This window comes from Sphingobacterium sp. SRCM116780 (genome assembly GCF_021442025.1).
Classification (GTDB): Bacteria; Bacteroidota; Bacteroidia; order Sphingobacteriales; family Sphingobacteriaceae; genus Sphingobacterium.
On sequence record NZ_CP090446.1, the window covers coordinates 1,472,401 to 1,491,698 of the forward strand.

Sequence of the window (19,298 nt, forward strand, 5' to 3'; positions counted from 1 at the left end):
GTTTATAAGAGTTGCTTTTGATAATGCAATGGGGTAAAGCCTGTTGCTTCCTTAAAATATTTATGAAAACTAACAAAGTTTTGAAAACCACATTCAAAACAAATTTGTTTGACATTCAACTTCCGCTCATTTAACAATTTACAAGCGTATCCGATACGCATTTCAATTAAATATTGAAATAAGGTTTTTCCTGACTTAGCTTTAAAATAACGGCAAAAAGAATTGGCAGTCATACCTGTCATGGACGCAATATCATCTAATTTGATCTGTGTCTTGTAATGTTGTGTGATGTAATCCATAATGACTGTCATCCTTCCGAAATCTAGATCCTGACTGTCAATCGGATAATTATCACTGGATAATAAGCTGTATTCATCCGACTCGGCAATTAGTGTAAGTACTTCTATTAAAGCTACTATTTTTGTTGAATTATTGCTATTTAATATTTTCTCTATGAGATGTTTAGTGTTATTTTGGATTGATCTATTTAATTGAATACCTTTTTTAGCTTTCTTCAATAAATTTTTTAACTTATGATTTTCAGGTAAATTGAAAAACTGATCACCAAGAAAATTTTCTTTAAAGTGAGATACACGGATATCTGCTGGACCAGGTGTTGTAGTCAGATAATGCGCGTCAAAAAGCCAATAGTGTGGTAAATTGGATCCGACCAACACAATATCACCACTTGTAAAGTTTTTGACACTGTCACCAATAAATTGGGTTCCAGAACCCTTTTCAAAATGGATTAATTCTAGCTCTTCATGATAGTGCCAAATATTGTGGTTTTGAGGAATGATATCATTCCTGACACTGAAAGATTGAACATGATTATTATTGACTTTTAATAACTGCGGCTTCATTACTAATAAATATATGCAATATATTTAAATATGAAGTGTATATTATGATAAAATAACTTAATAATTGGGTAAAATATCTAAATTTTGTTTCATTATTTATTCCTTATTTTACATAAACCAATGATAAATCTCAATTTATATGTCATCAAATAATAACAATAAATTAGCACTTTCACTTGTAATTTCCTTGTTCTTTTTCTGGGGATTTGTACATAATCTAGATCCGATACTCATTCCACATCTACGTAATGCTTTTAGTTTAACGCATTTACAGGCGTCTTTAGTTGATTCTGCTGTTTTTATAGCCTATTTTCTCTTAGCTATTCCAGCAGGTATTATTATGAAAAAATATGGTTATAAGTCGGGTATTTTAATTGGTCTGACTCTTTTTGCGATAGGTTGCTTTCTCTTTATACCTGCAGCCAATCACATCAGTTATATTTTCTTTTTAGGTGCTTTGTTTATTGTTGCTTGTGGTTTAACGATTTTAGAAACGGCTGCAAATCCTTACGTAACAGTATTGGGAGACCCAAGTAAAGCCACACAACGGTTAAACTTTGCACAGTCATTCAATGGATTAGCTGCTTTTATAGCTCCTATTTTAGGAGGTAAGTTTATTTTAGCGGAACAACCGAAGTCAGATACAGAGGTTGCGGCGATGAGCGAACAAATCAAGACAGCTTACATTCAGGCTGAAACTGCGGCAGTGAAGGGACCATATATGATTTTAGGGATCATCATCTTACTTGTTGCAGCTATTCTTTTATTTACAAAATTACCCGACATCAAAAATGATGAGGGTGAACAAAAATCAGGGTTCTTTCACGCTTTTGAACATAAAAATGTAAGATGGGGAGTGATAGGACAATTTTTTTATGTTGGTGCACAGGTGTGTATATTAAGCTTCATGGTTTTGTATGCAACTGAAGTCGCGGGTATCCCACCTTTAGAGGCATCGAAATATGCAAGTTTTGCAGGATTAGCTTTTATGCTAGGTCGTTTTGTTGGGACTTTTTTTATGAAATATGTCCAACCCTTAACTTTATTAACCATTTACTCTATTATATGTATTTCATTGTCATTGATTGTGATATACGGAAGTGGATCAATAACGATTTATGCTTTAATTACAATTGCTTTTTTTATGTCCATCATGTTTCCAACAATATTTGCTGTTGGTGTAGCTGGTATAGGACCAGATACAAAATCAGCATCTAGTTTAATTATTATGTCTATTGTAGGAGGAGCAGCGTTACCTCCTTTATTAGGGCTAATTTCAGATAAAACAGGTAACCTTCAACTAGGTTATTGGGTACCCTTAATTTGTTTTGTTGTCGTGTTATTATTTTCACTAGCAAACAAAAAGAAGGATAATCAATCCTTGTTATCTTCTCAAGAATAATACTGCTATGACACAATATACATTTGCTTTGGATCTGGTTAATGATCCACAACTGATTGCCGAATATGAACAGTACCATCGTGCTGTTTGGCCAGAAATTCAGGATTCGATTTTAGATGCTGGAGTGATACACATGCAGATCTTTAGATTCGAAAATCGTTTATTTATGATCATGGAAGTTGATGCTACTTTTTCGTTTGAAAGAAAAACGAAAATGGATGCTGAAAATCCTAAAGTGCAGGAATGGGAACAATTGATGTGGAAATATCAAAGTGCTATTCCGGGAGCTAAAGAAAATGAAAAATGGGTTTTAATGGATAAGATATTTGAATTGAAAAAAGAAGATAATGAAGGATAAAAAAATGTACTTGCAAATCCATCCGACAGATAATGTTTTAGTGGCTTTACAAGATTTACCCCAAGGAATGTTAATAGAATGGCAAGATAATCGTTTTCCATTATTGGGAAATATTGCTGCCAAGCATAAGTTTACTATTCAACCTTTAGCAAAAGATGCTGAAGTATATATGTATGGTGTATTGGTCGGAAAAACAAATTATGCATTAGAGACAGGTGCATTAATCTCGACAGAGAATTTGCGACATGCTGCTGATGATTTTAAGTTAAGTAAAAGAAATATAGACTGGACGAAGCCTGATGTTTCTTTATTTAAAGATAAGACTTTTAATGGTTTTCATCGTTCCAATGGAACTGTCGGTACAGCTAATTATTGGCTCGTTATTCCATTAGTATTTTGTGAGAATAGGAATGTCCTTACTTTAAAAACAGCTTTTGAAGAAAAGTTAGGCTACAAAGTAAAGGCGAATGATTATACGACAGAGGTTGACGAATTAATTCGTTTATATCAATCTGGAGCAGATGTGAATCAGATTATTGCACAAGATTTAAGTACATCAATAGTAGGAGATCAACATAATCGTCTATTTGAAAACGTAGATGGTATTAAGTTTTTGAATCACGAAATGGGGTGCGGGGGTACACGGATGGATTCAGATGCATTGTGCGGCTTACTGGCAGGATATATTACCCATCCGAATGTCGCAGGAGCAACGATATTGAGCTTAGGTTGTCAACATGCACAAGCTTCTATTTTGCAGGCAGAGATAGCGAAGAGAGATCCTCTTTTTGATAAACCGCTATATGTTTTCGAACAACAAAAAGAAGGTACTGAAAAAGAACTGATGCAAAAAGCTGTAAAAGCAACTTTTGCAGGAATGATGAAAGCCAATACACATACTCGTCAACCAGCATCTTTAGATAAATTATGCATAGGTCTAGAATGTGGTGGATCGGATGGATTCTCTGGGATATCTGCCAATCCAGCATTGGGATACCTATCCGATATCTTAGTGACCTTAGGTGGTTCCGTTATTTTGGCTGAGTTTCCTGAGCTATGCGGTGTAGAACAAGAGTTGAGTGATCGTTGCGTCGATGAAGCTACAGCAGATAAATTCATGGAATTGATGCGTGTATATAATGCTAAAGCAGAAGCTGATGGAAGTGGTTTCTACATGAATCCTTCACCTGGAAATATCCGTGATGGTTTAATTACAGATGCAATTAAATCCGCAGGAGCAGCAAAAAAAGGTGGCACATCACCTGTAACAGCTGTAGTCGATTATCCAGAATTAGCAAACCAACCTGGACTGAATCTACTGTGTACCCCAGGAAATGATGTCGAAAGTACCACTGCTGAAGTTGCAGCTGGAGCCAATATTGTTCTGTTTACAACGGGTTTAGGTACACCAACAGGAAACCCAATCACTCCTGTAGTTAAACTATCGACCAATACGAAAACATTCGAAAAAATGCCGGATATCATCGACTTGAATTGCGGAACGATTATCGAAGGAGAAGAATCCATTCAGGAAGCTGCTCATCGTATTTTAAACTATGTAATCCAAGTAGCAAGCGGTGAAGCTGTTCCAAAAGCAGTATTATTGGGACAAGATGATTTCATTCCTTGGAGAAGAGGTGTTTCTTTATAAATTCTATCTAATATGAAAAAAGTAATCACAGTCCTTTATCTATTGCTGGCCACTTTCTATGGATATGCGCAGCAGAAAGCGTATGTACCGAGTCCGGAAAACCTTGAAAATCGTGCTTGGTTTAATCAAGCGCGTTTCGGTGTATTTATTCATTGGGGAGTGTATAGTGTGCTTGGGGATGGTGAATGGGTTATGAATAATCAAAATTTTGCGATTAAAGAATATGGTTTATTGCCTAAATTTTTCAATCCGATTGATTTTGACGCAAAACAATGGGCTAAACTGTTTAAAAAATCAGGGGCAAAATACATTACGTTTACCACTCGTCACCATGATGGTTTTTCCATGTGGGACAGTAAGGCCTCGGATTATAATATCGTGAAAGCGAGTCCTTTCAAACGTGATATTGTGAAAGAATTGGTGAATGCGTGTCATGAAGAGGGAATTAAAGTGATGTTTTATTATTCATTATTAGACTGGAAAAGAGATGACTATCTACCAACAGGAAAAGTAGGGAAGGGAATTATTGGTCGTGATAGCACACGTGGGGATTGGCCGTCTTACATTCAGTTTATGAAGAGTCAATTGACAGAATTACTCACACAATATGGAAAAATAGATGGGATTTGGTTTGACGGACATTGGGATAAACCAGATGCAAACTGGCATTATGATGAAATCTATCAATTGATTCATCAATTACAACCACAGTGTCTAGTTGGAAATAACCATCATATAGCAACAATTGATGGAGAAGACTTTCAAATGTTTGAGCGTGATCTTCCAGGAGAAAACACCACAGGTTTCGGCACTTCTGCTAATCATGTTGGAGTTTTACCAAAAGAAGTTTGCGGTACAATAGCAGGGTCATGGGGATTTGATATCAAAGACAGAAAGCAAAAGACGTTTCAAGAAGTATTACATTACCTCGTGAAAGCTGCTGGACATGGTGCTAACCTGTTGCTAAATGTAGGACCTATGCCAAATGGGGAAATCCAAGACTATCAACAAGTGCGATTAGGAGAATTGGGTACTTGGTTAGCATCTTATGGAGAAACGATCTACGGTACTGCTGGCTTGGGTGTAGCAGCTTCTAACGAATATGCTTTAACACAAAAAGAAAACAAAATCTTTATCCATGTCTTAAAACCAGAATTGACAACTATTGTCATTCCTACACTGGGTATAAAAATCAAGTCATTAAAAACATTTATTGATAATCGTTCTGTGACTTATAAAATAAAAGGAGAAAATATAAAGATCAATATTCCAACACATCAGGAACAAAATGATCTTGTTTTAACATTAACAACAAAATAATATGTCAAAATTGCAAAATAAAGTAGCTGTCATTACAGGAGGAGGAAGTGGAATTGGTCGTGCCATTAGTTTACTCTTTGCAGAAGAAGGAGCTATAGTTCATATCTTAGATCTGAATACAGAGGGAGGAGAAGCTGTAATTGCCGAAATAGAAAACAAAGGGGGTAAAGGCTTTGTTCATGCCTGTAATGTCAGTATTCAGGAGGAAGTATTATCAATCATTAAAACAATTGATAAAATAGATATTTTAGTCAATAACGCAGGTATAGCGCATGTTGGTAACCTTGAGAATTGTGCTACTGAAGATTTCGAACGCATATTTAATGTGAATGTAAAAGGGGCTTACAATGCTTTATACGCAGTAATTCCAACGATGAAAAAGAATGGAGGAGGAGCGATCTTAAATTTAGCTTCTATAGCAGCTTGGGTAGGTATAAGTGATCGTTTTGCTTATTCAATGAGTAAAGGAGCTATTTTTGCGATGTCACTTTCTGTGGCACGTGATTATATGGCTGATGGCATTCGATGCAATAGTATTTCACCTGCACGTGTGCACACGCCATTTGTAGATGGTTTTATTGCAAAGAATTATCCAGGACAGGAAGCAGAGATCTTCGAAAAACTGTCAAAGAGCCAACCTATTGGACGTATGGCAAAGCCAGAAGAAATTGCTAAATTGGCTTTGTTTTTATGTAGTGATGATGCTGGTTTTATCACAGGTAATGACTATCCTATTGATGGAGGTTTTATTAAACTAAATAATTAAGAGAAAAGCAATGTGGATGATCTGTAGTCATCGCTAAAAAATAAAGAAACTATGAAATTAATACGTTTTGGAGCAGCTGGAAAAGAGAAAATTGGTGTTCAGATTGATGGAATAAATTATGATACTTCAGCTTTCGGAGGTGATTATAATGAATCTTTCTTCGAGAATGACGGTATCGCTGCATTGGAAGAATTTGTTAAAGCAAATAAAGGTAAACTGATACCTGTACCTGATAATGAAAGAATAGGCGCACCGTTTGCAAGACCTTCTAAAATCGTTTGTATTGGTTTGAATTATAAGGACCATGCTGAAGAAACAGGAGCTGCAATACCTGCGGAACCGATTATTTTTATGAAATCAACAACGTCTCTAATTGGTCCTTATGACCAAGTGATGATTCCTCGTGATTCTGTAAAAACAGATTGGGAAGTAGAATTTGGTATTGTGATTGGCAAAAAAGCATCTTATGTAAAAGAATCTGAGGCTTTGGATTATGTTGCAGGATATGTATTGCATAATGATGTCTCTGAGCGTGAATACCAATTAGAACGCGGGGGTACTTGGGACAAGGGAAAAGGCTGTGATACCTTTGCGCCTATGGGACCTTATCTGACAACTAAAGATGAAATCAAAGATATCAATGATGTAAATATTTGGTTGAAAGTAAACGGTAAGGTATACCAAAACGGGAGCACGAAAAATCTCATCTTCTCTGTACCATTTGTTGTGAGTTACGTATCTCAATTTATGACCTTGTTACCTGGTGATGTCATTTCCACAGGAACTCCAGCAGGTGTGGGATTAGGTTTTAATCCACCAATTTATTTGAAAGCTGGTGATGTAATTGAGCTTGGTGCTGACGGTTTAGGTGAATCTCGTCAGGAAGTTATTGAATATTCAGGAAAGTAAGACATTCCCATGCGTATAGATGCTCATCAACATTTTTGGCAGTTTGACCCAATCCGTGATAATTGGATCACGGATAAGATGAAAGTATTGCAGAAAGATTTTCTACCATTGGATTTGAAATTTCTTTTAGAGAGGAATGGTATTGATGGCTGTATTGCTGTACAAGCGGATCAATCAGCTGCAGAGACGAAATTTTTAGTACAGCAAGCTAAAGACTATTCATTTGTAAAAGGAGTAGTAGGATGGGTGGATTTAGGTGCTGAAGATATTGATGAGCAATTAACCCAATATAAAGAAGAACCTATTATTAAAGGCTTTAGACATATTGTGGAAGGGGAAGAAGATGCTGATTTTCTTATTCGTGATGCTATCTTAAATGGATTTGAATTTTTGACTAAACATGATTATACATACGATCTATTGATTCGTCCTCGTCATTATACAGCGACGACTGTTTGTGTTCGTGCAAATCCAAATCAAAAGTTCATTTTGGATCATATTGCAAAACCTCCGATTAAATCGAAAGAGTTTGAGGAATGGGCATTATTTATTGAAGAATTGTCTGGTTTTTCAAATGTCAGTTGTAAAGTTTCTGGATTAGCAACAGAAGCAGATTGGAAAAACTGGCATCTGGATGATTTTAGTCAATATTTAGATCATGTATTCCACTCTTTTGGAAAAGAACGTGTTCTGTTTGGCTCAGATTGGCCAGTATGCTTATTGGCTGCTTCTTATGAAGAAAGTGTGGCTATTGTTGAATCTAAGTTAACAGATTTCACGGTTGCAGAAAAAGAATCTTTTTGGGGCTTAAATGCTATCAAAATCTATAATTTGTAAAGATTACTTATATGAATCTAAATTTAAAAGATAAAGTTGTTATTGTAACAGGTGGTGCAAAAGGAATTGGTAAAGCTATTGTTTTAGGATTAGCTCAAGAAGGTGCTATTCCTGTTATTGTGGGACGTAAGCAGGAAGACAATGACATTGTTCAACGAGAGGTCGAAGCACTTGGTGGACAGGCGTATTCGGTAGAGGCTGAGCTTTCAGATCCTGAAGCTTGTCGAATGGCTGTAGCACAAACTTTGACAAAGTTTGGAAGAATAGATGGGTTGGTCAATAATGCGGGTGTTAATGACGGTGTCGGATTGTCATCTGGTAATTATGAAAAATTTATCGCTTCTTTGCATAAAAACTTAGTTCACTATTATTTAATGGCGCATCATGCACTGGATGCATTGATTGCAGCAAAAGGAAGTATTGTTAATATTAGTTCAAAAACAGCTGAAACAGGACAGGGTAATACTTCGGCTTATGCAGCATCCAATGGAGGCCGAAATGCACTGACCAGAGAATGGGCTGTCGAATTACTTCCGTATAGTATACGTGTAAATGCAATTGTGGTAGCAGAATGTGCAACGCCACAATATGATAGCTGGATACAGACTTTAACGAATCCAGAGGAAATATTAAAGAAAATCACTGATCGTATTCCTTTAGAGCATCGGATGACTACAGCTGAAGAAATTGCACATACTGCTTTATTTCTGTTATCGGATAAATCAAGTCATACAACGGGGCAGTTGATTCACGTGGATGGGGGTTATGTGCATCTGGATCGTTCTATTATTTCTGAAAAATAAACGATAACATAATTATTAATACGAAAAAGGGCTTTTAATAAAAATTAAAAGCCCTTTTTATACGTTTGATTTCAGATTAGCTTAATTTACCAACTTCTTGAACCAAATCAACGATTTTATTTGAATAACCCCACTCGTTGTCATACCAAGATACAACTTTAACGAAATTGTCATTCAATGAAATACCAGCTTTAGCATCGAAGATAGAAGTACGTGCATCACCTAAGAAATCAGAAGAAACAACTTCATCTTCTGTATAACCTAAGATACCTTTCAATTCACCTTCAGAAGCTGCTTTCATCGCTGCTTTGATATCTTCATAAGAAGCCGCTTTTTCTAAACGTACTGTTAAATCAACAACAGAAACGTCAGCAGTAGGTACACGTAAAGACATTCCAGTTAATTTACCTTTTAATTCTGGTAATACTAAACCAACTGCTTTAGCTGCACCAGTAGAAGAAGGAATAATGTTTTGGTAAGCACCACGTCCACCTCTCCAGTCTTTAGCAGAAGGGCCATCAACTGTTTTTTGAGTCGCTGTAACTGCATGTACAGTTGTCATTAAACCTTCAACAATACCGAATTTATCATTCAATACTTTAGCAACAGGTGCTAAACAGTTTGTTGTACAAGATGCGTTAGAAACGATATGTTGATCTGCTTTTAATTCTTTATGATTAACACCCATAACAAAAGTAGGAGTATCATCTTTTGCAGGAGCTGACATAACAACTTTTTTTGCACCAGCATCAATGTGTTTTTGTGCTAATTCTTGTGTTAAGAAGAAACCAGTCGATTCGATGATAACTTCAGCACCAACTTCATTCCATTTTAAGTTGATTGGATCTTTTTCTGCTGTAACACGAATCGTTTTACCGTTAACAACTAAATGTCCATTAACAACTTCTACAGTACCATCAAATTTACCGTGTGTTGAATCGTATTTCAACATATACGCCATATAATCTGGCTCTACTAAGTCATTGATACCAACAACTTCAACATCTGGACGATTTACCGCAGCTCTGAATGCTAAACGACCAATACGGCCAAATCCGTTAATTCCAATTTTCATATTATTAATTTTTATTGATATAATACTTGATAAGATTATGAATAGGTTCTTTTATAATTGTTCCTATTGATAAATTAAATTCTTCTATTGCAACCTCTCTTAATAGGTCTTCAAAATTTGCTGCCACTGAACCAGTAAAATTAATATCATTGTCCGGATGTTCTTTATATAAAGGCTTGATAAAAGTCTTTAAGAATAAACGAAATCCATTCTTTATTATTTGAACAATAAAGGGATGATTTTTATTTTCTATAACAAAGTCAGAGAAAGAATTAAGAAATATAGTGGGTTGAGGTGAATTATAAACCTTTTCTAAGATGATCTTACGATCAATGACAAACTTACTGAGTAATTTATCTGTTAAATCCTGAGGAAGTGTGTCTGTTAAAAAATGTTTCAATAACATTCTGGAAGCCCAGTTTGTAGAACCTTCATCTGCTAAGATATATCCAAGACCATAATTGTTATTAACAATCTTTTTACCTGTATAGAACGCTGCATTTGAACCACTACCGATAATACCGATAATTCCTTTTTCATCGCCATAAGAAGAAATAGCAGATGCAATCACGTCGTGTTCAACTTTGACTTTGGCATTTACAAAGAACTTTTCGAATACTATTTTGATCTTATTTTTACGCTCTGGAGAAGAAGATCCTGCACCGAAAAAATAGATCCGTTTAATTTTTTCAGCATTATTGATCAGATTCGTATTCTTATTTAAAAGTTGCGCGATGTATCTTTCGTCTTGCAAATAGGGGTTAATTCCACTCGTACGAAAACCAGTAACCACACGACCTTTGTCGGCTAATCTCCAATCTGCGAATTTTGAACCACTATAGACTACTGCGATCATCTGAATTCTATTTCTTTATTTAGATAGCTAAAACTTGAACAAGTTCTAACATATCAGGACTTAACTTAAATTCCTTTTTATTTAATGCTTCCTCTAACGGAGTTGTAACAACCTCATTCCCTCTGACACCTACAGTTAACCGATTGCTTCCCTTTAATAATTCTTTTACGGCAGCATACCCTAAACGACTCGCTAATACACGATCAAAGCTCGTTGGAGATCCTCCTCGTTGTAGGTGTCCTAAGATACTAACTTTTGTGTCATAATAATCAAATTTTTCTTTGACTTTTTTTGCTACATTATAAGCACCTCCATTGTGGTCACCTTCAGCAACGATCACGATAGAAGATGATTTTTTACCACTACCATCTGCAGCTGTTAAATGATCAATCAATTCATCAATTGCAGTTTCCTTTTCTGGCAATAAAATAGCTTCAGCACCTCCAGCAATGCCTGCGTTTAATGCAATACAACCAGAATCACGGCCCATAACTTCAATAAAGAAAAGACGTTCATGAGAAGCGGCAGTATCTCGAATCTTGTCTATCGCATCTCTTACTGTATTAGTCGCTGTATCATAACCTAATGTAAAATCTGATCCATATAAATCATTGTCAATTGTACCTGGAATACAGATTACTGGTATATCATACTCTTTTGAAAAAAAATCTGCACCTGTAAAGGTACCATCTCCACCAATAGCAACTAAGGCATCAATACCTGCTGCTTTGATATTTTCATAAGCTTTTGCACGACCTTCTTTTGTTTTAAATTCAAGACATCTTGCCGTTTTTAAGATCGTTCCACCTAATTGAATAATATTACTTACAGAACGTGATGTCATTTCTTCAAAATTACCTTCCAGCATACCTTGGTAACCTTGATAGATTCCTGTAACACTTAATTTTTCATATAATGCTGTCCGGACCACTGCTCTTATGCACGCATTCATGCCTGGGGCATCTCCGCCTGATGTAAAAACTCCGATTTTTTTAATATTTACCACTGTTAAAAATTTTAGGTTTTACGAATATAGTGTATTTTCTACACTATTGAAATTTTTTTTATTTTTTTTGTTTCGGGGAAATTACGCTATTATTATTAACTTTATAGCAAAAGCTACATATTTAACTTATTGGTTTAGGTAAAGATAATAAAATTAGAAAAGTTTTGTATACTACATTTACAGTCGATTGTGTTATTTTCGGTTTTTATGAAGGTGAACTCCATGTTCTTTTAACTGAAAGAAATGAATATCCTTTTAAGGATTGGTGGGCATTACCAGGGTTTTTCGTTAATAATGACGAAGAAATGGAGGATGCTGTTAAACGTATTCTATACGAAAATACGGGACTTAAGGACGTATATCTGGATCAACTATATGCTTTTGCTGGTTTGAAAAGGCATCCACAGGGAAGGATTCTTACTGTTGCTTATTATGCTTTACTTCAATTAGATAAAACGAAGATTAAGTTAAAGCCAATTACTTCTTATATGCGTCAGGCGAAATGGTTCCCACTTACAAAAGTCCCTGACTTGGCCTTTGATCATAGTATCATACTGAAGCAAAGTGTTGATAAATTGAGACGTCGTATTGCAAATACACCTATTGCGTTTGAGCTTTTACCAGAGAAATTTACACTTACTCAACTTCAATTGGTTTATGAGAGTATTCTAGGAAGAGTCCTAGATAAACGAAACTTTAGAAAGAAAATGATTAATTATGGTTTTCTAAAAGAATTGGACGAGGTACAAAAGGGGGTTGCTTATCGGGCAGCAAGACTTTATAAACTTGATAAGAGGAAATTTTTGAAGCAATTTCAAAACAGTATTACTTTTTAGTTTAGCGATTTATTCAATTTCATATTCAAGAGTTGTGTGATAACTAAAAAACTAAACTAAAAATGAACATTTAGCATTTCAATAAACGATAATAAAGTGCAAATCAAAAGGTTTGCACTTTTTTTTTATGTCAATTTTTACGTAAAGCTGACAATAAATTTGTGCTATATTTTTGCTTTTTGTATCTTTGACCAAAATTTATATAAAGTCAAAAGTTTAAATACTAAAAATGTCAACGAATACGGATAATAAAAAAGACCTCATTATTGCTGCAGCTATTAGAAGATTTTCGCATTATGGATTTTCTAAGACAGCTATGAATGAAATAGCAGACGATTTGAAGATTACAAAAGCAAATCTCTACTACTATTATCCAGATAAAACAACCCTCATTCATGATGTCATTTTATCGATAACAGATGATTTTAGAAAAATGGAGCAAGAGGTAATAGAAAACTCAAAATCATCCATTATTGACCTTTTATTGGAATTGTTGGAATTAAAATCTTCTTTTATTGAACGTCATTATATGTTACACATGAATGAAAATTTGGAATGGATAAAAGGTGCTCCATTGCAGACGTTGATGCGAGAATTGCATGCAAAAGAAATTGCACAGGTAGCATTATTGTTTCAAAAAGGGATTGATCAAAAAGAATTATATATAGCTGATGTAAACAAAGCAAGTGAAACATATGTACATATTATGAAGAGTATAGGATTGATCGGAATACTTTCCGATGTATTCACAGGAATTCCAACGCAGTGTAATGTTGGTAATGTATTACAAAATCAAAAGGATGCTACAATAATGTTATACAATGGTTTAAAATTGAATAAGAGTTCGAATTAATTAGAAAAATGAAAAAAATAAAAATAATAGGGGTGCTATTAGCTAGTTTGTTTTCGGTGAATTTTTTGCAAGCGCAAGAAATTTTGACATTGAATCAAGCGATTAAATATGCGCTAGAAAACAAAGCTGAGGCAAAAAAATCTAAATTAGATTTAGAGAATGCTCAATATCAGATTGATGAGGTTCGCGCAGGAGCACTTCCACAAATTAATGGATCTGCATCTCTTAAATACAATGTTTTGATACCATCAATGGCATTAGAGGCTGGTGGTCAAACTCAAATTATTAAAATGGGGCAACCATGGAATTCAACTGCAGCTCTTTCTGTAAATCAACAGCTCTTTAATCAGTCATTATTTACAGGTTTAAAAGCTGCGAAAACAACTAAGGAATTCTATACCATAAATAAAGATTTGTCGGATGAACAATTAATTGAAAAAGTGGCAAATGCTTATTATGATGTTTTTCAGACGCAGTTGCAGTTACAAACGATCGATAATAATTTAAATAGTACCACTAAAACGAGAGATGTTATCTCTGGACTAGTGAATGCGGGTTTAGGTAAAAAAATTGATCTGGACAGAACAAGTGTTGCGGTAAATAATCTGAAAGCAAATCGTCAAATTTTGGTAAATGCATTAGAATTAAAAGAAAATGCACTAAAATTTGCAATAGGTATGCCTATGGAGCAAGAAGTTAAATTACCAAATGAAACTTTTGAAATCAATTCATCGACAGCAGATTTAGTAGCTTCTGATTTATCATCAAGAACAGAAGTAAAGTTGTTGGAAAAACAAACACAACTTTTAGAGTTAAATCGTAATGCGATGAAGGCTGCTTATTATCCAAACTTATCCTTTGGAGGAGATATAGGTTATACAGGATTTGGTAAAAACTTCCCATTAGGTGGAAAAGGGTTTAGTTGGAATTCTACCTCTGGATTAGGGTTAAATCTATCTATTCCAATCTTTAATGGTGGTGCAACGAAAGCTAAAATTAACCAAGCAACAATTCAATTGAAGCAAGCACAAGTAGATTTGGAAGACACCAAGTTAGCATTAAGTCTGTCGAATGAAAATGCGAAATCACAAATTACAAATAGTTTGTTAACAATTAACAGCAATCGTGCGAATGTGCAACTGGCAAAAGAAGTTTTGGATAACACTGAAAACAATTATAAAAACGGATTAGCGACATTGACAGATTTATTGGATGCCGAAAATGCCTATTCGGATGCGCAAAATAACTTAAACACTTCACTATTAAACTACAAAATTGCTGAAGTACAATTAATTAAAGCAAAAGGGGAATTAAACACATTATTAAACAGCAAATAGTAACCGGATATATGAAAAAGATAATCATAACAGCAGTCGTAGTAATTGCAGCTTTAGCAGGTATTATGTACGTGTTGAAGAAGAATAAGAAAGAGAACGAATCACAAACAGCAGTTGTAGGCCAGAAAAATGCAGCAGTAGCTGTACGTGTTGCTGAGGTAGACTTTAAAGACGTCAACAATCAATACATCACGAATGGTACTTTTATGCCTAAACAAGAGGTTAAACTTTCTGCAGAAGTAGCTGGTCGAGTAGCTCGCGTTTTGGTAGATGAAGGTGCTTACGTAAAAGTTGGACAGACATTGGCTATTATAGAAAGTGATAAACAAAACGTGGATGTTAATAATGCACAAGCAGTATACAATAATGCTAAAAATGAAGTCGCTAGATTTGAAAGTGCATTTGCAACGGGAGGGGTTACGAAACAACAATTGGATCAAGTAAAATTGCAATTAGAAAATGCCAAGAATAATTTACGTTCTTCACAAATAAAGGCTTCCGATGTCAATGTTAAAGCTTCATTTGCTGGTATTGTTAACAAAAGAAGTATCGAACCAGGATCTTATGTAAGTCCAGGTAACGAGTTATTCGAAATTGTTAATGTTTCTTCCCTTAAACTGAAAGTAAATGTGGATGAGAAAAATATCGGATATATAAAACTAGGTCAAAGTATTAAAGTCCAATCAGCAGTGCTAGCAAATCAAACTTTCCAAGGTAGAGTAACCTTTATTGCACCTAAAGCGGATGGAAGTCTAAACTTTCCAGTTGAATTAGAAATTAATAATAATGCTACAAACGACTTAAAAGCAGGTATGTATGGTACAGCTTACTTTGGTGACGAGCAATCTGCAAATGCCTTAGTAGTTCCTAGAAATGCGTTTGTGGGTAGTGTGAGTTCAAATCAAGTTTTTGTCGTGAAAGATGGCAAAGCAGTTTTGACGAAAGTAACTTCAGGAAGAATTTTTGGGGATAATATCGAAATCATTTCCGGAATTGAAAAAGGTACGCAAGTTATTACTACTGGACAGATCAATCTATTGGACGGTACAGCAGTAGAAATCATTAAATAATTAAGGTCAATTTTAAATGAAAATATCTGAAATATCTATAAAAAGACCCAGTATCATCATTGTCGTATTTCTATTACTGACTCTTGGTGGTATTATGTCATACTTAAGTTTGGGGTACGAATTAATCCCTAAATTTGATATCAATGTAATCACGGTGCAAACGGTTTACCCAGGAGCTGCACCTTCAGAAGTGGAGACCTCTGTCTCTAAGGTCATTGAAGATGCGGTTTCATCATTGGAAAACGTAAAAAAAATTGAAACAAAATCTTTTGAAAGTGTTTCGGTCGTGATGATTACACTGAATACAGGGGCTGATGTCAATTTTCTTTTGACAGATGCACAACGAAAGATCAATGCAGTCATCAATGATTTACCAGAAGATGTGGAAACCCCCTCTTTAAGTAAATTCTCTTTGGATGACGTGGCTATTATGAATTTGTCCGTAACGTCTAATTTATCTGAAAAAGAATTATATGATTTATTGGATCAAAAAATCCAACCTGTTTTTGCTCGTATTAACGGTGTTGCAAAAGTAGATTTAACAGGTGGGGAACAACGTGAGATTCAAGTAAGTGTTAATCCTGAGAAATTGGAAGGATATGGCTTGACAATCAGTCAAATTCAACAAATTATTGCAGCTTCAAACTTGGATTTTCCTACGGGTAATATCAAGTCTAGAAATAATCAAACAACCATTCGTTTATCAGGGAAATTTACTTCTTTAGATCAGATGCGTAATTTACCGATCACGACCCCTTCAGGTGTATCGATTCGTTTGAGTGATGTCGCTGATGTGCAGGATGGTATCAAGGATGTCGATAAAATATCCCGTATTGATCGCAAGAATACAATTCTAATGCAAGTGTTCAAGCAATCTGATGCCAATGCTGTTGAAGTTTCAAACTTAGTGAACAAAACGATTGATGTGGTTAAAAAGGATTACGCTCAGCAAAAAATAAACATTGAGGTGGCCAGTGATACAACCCAATATACAATCAATTCGGCGGACAATGTGATGCATGACTTAATGATTGCAGTTGCCTTAGTAGGTTTCATCATGTTGTTTTTCTTACATAGTTTACGCGATGCCTTTATTGCTGTTATAGCGATTCCATTATCATTAGTAGCAACTTTTATTGGTCTTTTTGCAATGGGGTATACCCTCAACTTAATGTCCTTGTTAGGACTGTCATTAGTGGTCGGTATTTTGGTGGATGATGCAATTGTTGTAATTGAGAATATTCACCGCCATATGCAAATGGGTAAAAACAAAGTTCGTGCTGCCTATGATGGGGTTTCGGAAATTGGTTTTACAGTTACGGCCATTACGTTAGTTATTGTGGTTGTATTTTTACCAATTGCGATGTCAACAGGTTTCGTTTCTGATATTTTACGTCAATTCTGTGTGACTGTCATTATCGCTACCATGTTGTCTTTATTGGTTTCCTTTACAGTCGTTCCATGGTTGTATTCTCGTTTTGGTAAGTTATCACATATTAGTAATGATAATTTCTTTGGTCGAATTTTAGTAGGATTTGAAGCAGGATTACAAAAATTGACACATTGGATCTCTGGTATTTTAGAATGGGCTTTGGCGAGTAGAACAAATAAAATTGTCTCCTTATTGCTCGCTATTATCTTATTTTTTGCATCAATTGGATTATTAGTTAAAGGGTATATTGGAACAGATTTCTTTCCAGGTAATGATAAGGGAGAGTTCTATTTGCAATTGGAGATGAATAAAGATGCTTCCATTGAGGAAACAAACTTTATGACGCAGAAGGCCGAATCATATTTGACAGGAAAACCTGAAATTGAAAAAATAATTACGACCGTGGGTCAAGCTTCTGATGGTATGATGACCACATCTGGGACTAAATATAAATCTGAAATGCAGATTTATTTGAAAGATGGGTACTATAAAATCGAGCCAACTAAAGTTTATGCTGCCAAGCTAAAACGTGAAATGGAAAAAGTTTTAGTGGGAGCAAAAGTGAAAACTGTAGCTATGGGTATTATGGGAGCCGAACAAGCACCATTAAATTTGACGGTAATTGCCTCTTCCCAAAAAGATGCGTTGGAAGTTGCTTCGAACGCAGCAGATTTATTACGTAAAATCCCTGGAGCTTCTGAAGTAAAATTAACCTCAGAAGATGGAAATCCGGAGATTAACGTAAAATTGGATCGTGATAAAATGAATTCTTTGGGATTAAATGTCGCTACTGTAGGTATGACCATGCAAACCGCTTTCTCTGGAAATACAGATACAAAGTACCGTGCAGGAGATACCGAATATGATATCAACATCCGCTATGATGAATTTGGTAGAAAATCTATGGAAGATGTGAAAAATCTAAAATTTATTAATACGCAAGGTCAGTCTATTAAATTAGAGCAATTTGCCGATATAGCATATGGTTCAGGCCCAACGTTATTGGAGCGTCGTGATAAATCTCCATCGGTTTCCGTTCAAGCACAGGTGGTGGGTAAACCAGCGGGTACGATCGCTACGGAATGGGAAGCTGAGTTTAAAAAAATGAAAGTAAAACCAGGTGTTTCCTTTAAATGGGGGGGTAACATGGAAAATCAACAAGAAGGTTTTGGTACATTAGGTATCGCTTTGTTGGCATCTATTATATTGGTTTACTTTGTGATGGTAGCCTTATATGATAGCTTTGCAACACCATTTATTGTCTTGTTCTCGATTCCATTATCGTTTATTGGAGCGCTATTGTTCTTAGCGCTGACAGATCAAACATTAAATATCTTTACAATTTTAGGTATCATCATGTTGATTGGTTTAGTGGCAAAGAATGCGATTATGTTGGTCGACTTTGCAAACCATAAAAGAGACGCTGGTTTTACTACGTATGAATCTTTAATTGCCGCAAACCATGCACGTTTCCGTCCAATTTTGATGACCACTATTGCGATGGTTATTGGTATGGTTCCTATTGCTATGGCACAAGGTGATGGTGCCGACATGAATCGTGGATTGGCAATTGTCATTATCGGTGGTTTATTATCTTCTTTATTCTTGACACTGGTCATTGTACCTGTTGTGTATTCGATCTTTGATGGTATCCAAAGAAGATTTGGAAGCAATAAAAAAGTAGATTATGAGGCCGAGATGGTTGCTGATTATGTAGAGAGTGACGACTATGTGGATGAGATGTCTACGAAACATTAAATTTTATATTTTACTTATTATTAAAACCTTGCAAACTATGCAAGGTTTTTTTTGTTTTTATACCTGTATCGTGTTATATTTTTATTAAAAAATGTTAATCAATCGATTGCATGAAAAAAAAATATTAAATTCGCCTATTATTTTAAACAATAACGTAAACAAAAAA

At 35.2% G+C, this 19,298-nt stretch carries 17 protein-coding genes; 13 read left to right on the forward strand and 4 right to left on the reverse strand.

What is annotated here, in order from left to right:
* Nucleotides 1-2: 2 nt before the first annotated feature.
* Nucleotides 3-863, reverse strand: a complete 861-nt coding sequence (locus tag LZQ00_RS06555) for an AraC family transcriptional regulator (RefSeq protein ID WP_234513544.1) — start codon at nucleotides 861-863, stop codon at nucleotides 3-5.
* Nucleotides 864-1,002: 139 nt separating this feature from the next.
* Here LZQ00_RS06555 and fucP point away from each other — a divergent pair, with 139 nt between their 5' ends.
* Genes fucP through LZQ00_RS06595 form a run of 8 tightly spaced genes read left to right on the forward strand, consistent with a single transcriptional unit; the run spans nucleotide 1,003 to nucleotide 8,909 of the window.
* The gene (gene fucP, locus LZQ00_RS06560) at nucleotides 1,003-2,265 is read left to right on the forward strand and encodes an L-fucose:H+ symporter permease (RefSeq protein WP_234513551.1); all 1,263 of its coding nucleotides are present in this window, start codon (nucleotides 1,003-1,005) and stop codon (nucleotides 2,263-2,265) included.
* Nucleotides 2,266-2,272: 7 nt separating this feature from the next.
* A complete protein-coding gene (locus tag LZQ00_RS06565) occupies nucleotides 2,273-2,623 on the forward strand; it encodes an L-rhamnose mutarotase (protein ID WP_234513553.1) in 351 nt (116 codons plus the stop codon).
* A complete protein-coding gene (locus tag LZQ00_RS06570; protein WP_234513563.1) occupies nucleotides 2,613-4,274 on the forward strand; it encodes a UxaA family hydrolase in 1,662 nt (553 codons plus the stop codon). The genes LZQ00_RS06565 and LZQ00_RS06570 overlap by 11 nt, the downstream gene beginning before the upstream one ends.
* 12 nt (nucleotides 4,275-4,286) lie before the next feature.
* A complete protein-coding gene (locus tag LZQ00_RS06575; protein WP_234513565.1) occupies nucleotides 4,287-5,594 on the forward strand; it encodes an alpha-L-fucosidase in 1,308 nt (435 codons plus the stop codon).
* Between the two features lies 1 nt (nucleotide 5,595).
* Nucleotides 5,596-6,360, forward strand: coding sequence for an SDR family NAD(P)-dependent oxidoreductase (locus tag LZQ00_RS06580; RefSeq protein ID WP_234513567.1), 765 nt, complete (start codon nucleotides 5,596-5,598; stop codon nucleotides 6,358-6,360).
* A gap of 51 nt (nucleotides 6,361-6,411) precedes the next feature.
* Entirely contained in the window at nucleotides 6,412-7,269 is an 858-nt protein-coding gene (locus tag LZQ00_RS06585; protein WP_234513568.1) for a fumarylacetoacetate hydrolase family protein, read from the forward strand.
* A 9-nt stretch (nucleotides 7,270-7,278) separates the two neighbouring features.
* Entirely contained in the window at nucleotides 7,279-8,106 is an 828-nt protein-coding gene (locus LZQ00_RS06590) for an amidohydrolase family protein (protein WP_234513570.1), read from the forward strand.
* 11 nt (nucleotides 8,107-8,117) lie between these two features.
* Entirely contained in the window at nucleotides 8,118-8,909 is a 792-nt protein-coding gene (locus LZQ00_RS06595) for an SDR family oxidoreductase (protein WP_234513572.1), read from the forward strand.
* 76 nt (nucleotides 8,910-8,985) lie between these two features.
* Here LZQ00_RS06595 and gap read toward each other — a convergent pair whose 3' ends face one another.
* From gap to pfkA, 3 genes are read right to left on the reverse strand one after another with little or no spacing between them, the layout of a single operon-like run.
* Nucleotides 8,986-9,984, reverse strand: a complete 999-nt coding sequence (gene gap / locus LZQ00_RS06600; protein ID WP_234513574.1) for a type I glyceraldehyde-3-phosphate dehydrogenase — start codon at nucleotides 9,982-9,984, stop codon at nucleotides 8,986-8,988.
* 4 nt (nucleotides 9,985-9,988) lie between these two features.
* A complete protein-coding gene (locus LZQ00_RS06605; RefSeq protein ID WP_234513576.1) occupies nucleotides 9,989-10,840 on the reverse strand; it encodes a hypothetical protein in 852 nt (283 codons plus the stop codon).
* A gap of 19 nt (nucleotides 10,841-10,859) precedes the next feature.
* Nucleotides 10,860-11,846, reverse strand: a complete 987-nt coding sequence (gene pfkA, locus LZQ00_RS06610) for a 6-phosphofructokinase (protein WP_262910927.1) — start codon at nucleotides 11,844-11,846, stop codon at nucleotides 10,860-10,862.
* A 164-nt stretch (nucleotides 11,847-12,010) separates the two neighbouring features.
* On the opposite strand from pfkA, the gene LZQ00_RS06615 reads away from it, so the two are divergent.
* From LZQ00_RS06615 to LZQ00_RS06635, 5 genes are all read left to right on the forward strand, one after another.
* Nucleotides 12,011-12,682: an NUDIX hydrolase gene (locus tag LZQ00_RS06615; RefSeq protein ID WP_234513578.1), complete on the forward strand. Its 672-nt coding sequence runs from the start codon at nucleotides 12,011-12,013 to the stop codon at nucleotides 12,680-12,682.
* A 229-nt stretch (nucleotides 12,683-12,911) separates the two neighbouring features.
* Nucleotides 12,912-13,535, forward strand: coding sequence for a TetR/AcrR family transcriptional regulator (locus tag LZQ00_RS06620; RefSeq protein ID WP_234513580.1), 624 nt, complete (start codon nucleotides 12,912-12,914; stop codon nucleotides 13,533-13,535).
* Nucleotides 13,536-13,543: 8 nt separating this feature from the next.
* Entirely contained in the window at nucleotides 13,544-14,872 is a 1,329-nt protein-coding gene (locus LZQ00_RS06625; protein ID WP_234513582.1) for a TolC family protein, read from the forward strand.
* Between the two features lie 11 nt (nucleotides 14,873-14,883).
* The gene (locus LZQ00_RS06630; protein ID WP_234513592.1) at nucleotides 14,884-15,942 is read left to right on the forward strand and encodes an efflux RND transporter periplasmic adaptor subunit; all 1,059 of its coding nucleotides are present in this window, start codon (nucleotides 14,884-14,886) and stop codon (nucleotides 15,940-15,942) included.
* Between the two features lie 16 nt (nucleotides 15,943-15,958).
* Entirely contained in the window at nucleotides 15,959-19,132 is a 3,174-nt protein-coding gene (locus tag LZQ00_RS06635) for an efflux RND transporter permease subunit (RefSeq protein WP_234513594.1), read from the forward strand.
* The last annotated feature ends 166 nt before the right edge of the window (nucleotides 19,133-19,298 follow it).

Coding starts and splice junctions, on each gene's coding strand:
- LZQ00_RS06555 (WP_234513544.1), bottom strand. CDS start 863: ATGAAGCCGCAGTTATTAAAAGTCAATAATAATCATGTTCAATCTTTC.
- fucP (WP_234513551.1), top strand. CDS start 1,003: ATGTCATCAAATAATAACAATAAATTAGCACTTTCACTTGTAATTTCC.
- LZQ00_RS06565 (WP_234513553.1), top strand. CDS start 2,273: ATGACACAATATACATTTGCTTTGGATCTGGTTAATGATCCACAACTG.
- LZQ00_RS06570 (WP_234513563.1), top strand. CDS start 2,613: ATGAAGGATAAAAAAATGTACTTGCAAATCCATCCGACAGATAATGTT.
- LZQ00_RS06575 (WP_234513565.1), top strand. CDS start 4,287: ATGAAAAAAGTAATCACAGTCCTTTATCTATTGCTGGCCACTTTCTAT.
- LZQ00_RS06580 (WP_234513567.1), top strand. CDS start 5,596: ATGTCAAAATTGCAAAATAAAGTAGCTGTCATTACAGGAGGAGGAAGT.
- LZQ00_RS06585 (WP_234513568.1), top strand. CDS start 6,412: ATGAAATTAATACGTTTTGGAGCAGCTGGAAAAGAGAAAATTGGTGTT.
- LZQ00_RS06590 (WP_234513570.1), top strand. CDS start 7,279: ATGCGTATAGATGCTCATCAACATTTTTGGCAGTTTGACCCAATCCGT.
- LZQ00_RS06595 (WP_234513572.1), top strand. CDS start 8,118: ATGAATCTAAATTTAAAAGATAAAGTTGTTATTGTAACAGGTGGTGCA.
- gap (WP_234513574.1), bottom strand. CDS start 9,984: ATGAAAATTGGAATTAACGGATTTGGCCGTATTGGTCGTTTAGCATTC.
- LZQ00_RS06605 (WP_234513576.1), bottom strand. CDS start 10,840: ATGATCGCAGTAGTCTATAGTGGTTCAAAATTCGCAGATTGGAGATTA.
- LZQ00_RS06620 (WP_234513580.1), top strand. CDS start 12,912: ATGTCAACGAATACGGATAATAAAAAAGACCTCATTATTGCTGCAGCT.
- LZQ00_RS06625 (WP_234513582.1), top strand. CDS start 13,544: ATGAAAAAAATAAAAATAATAGGGGTGCTATTAGCTAGTTTGTTTTCG.
- LZQ00_RS06630 (WP_234513592.1), top strand. CDS start 14,884: ATGAAAAAGATAATCATAACAGCAGTCGTAGTAATTGCAGCTTTAGCA.
- LZQ00_RS06635 (WP_234513594.1), top strand. CDS start 15,959: ATGAAAATATCTGAAATATCTATAAAAAGACCCAGTATCATCATTGTC.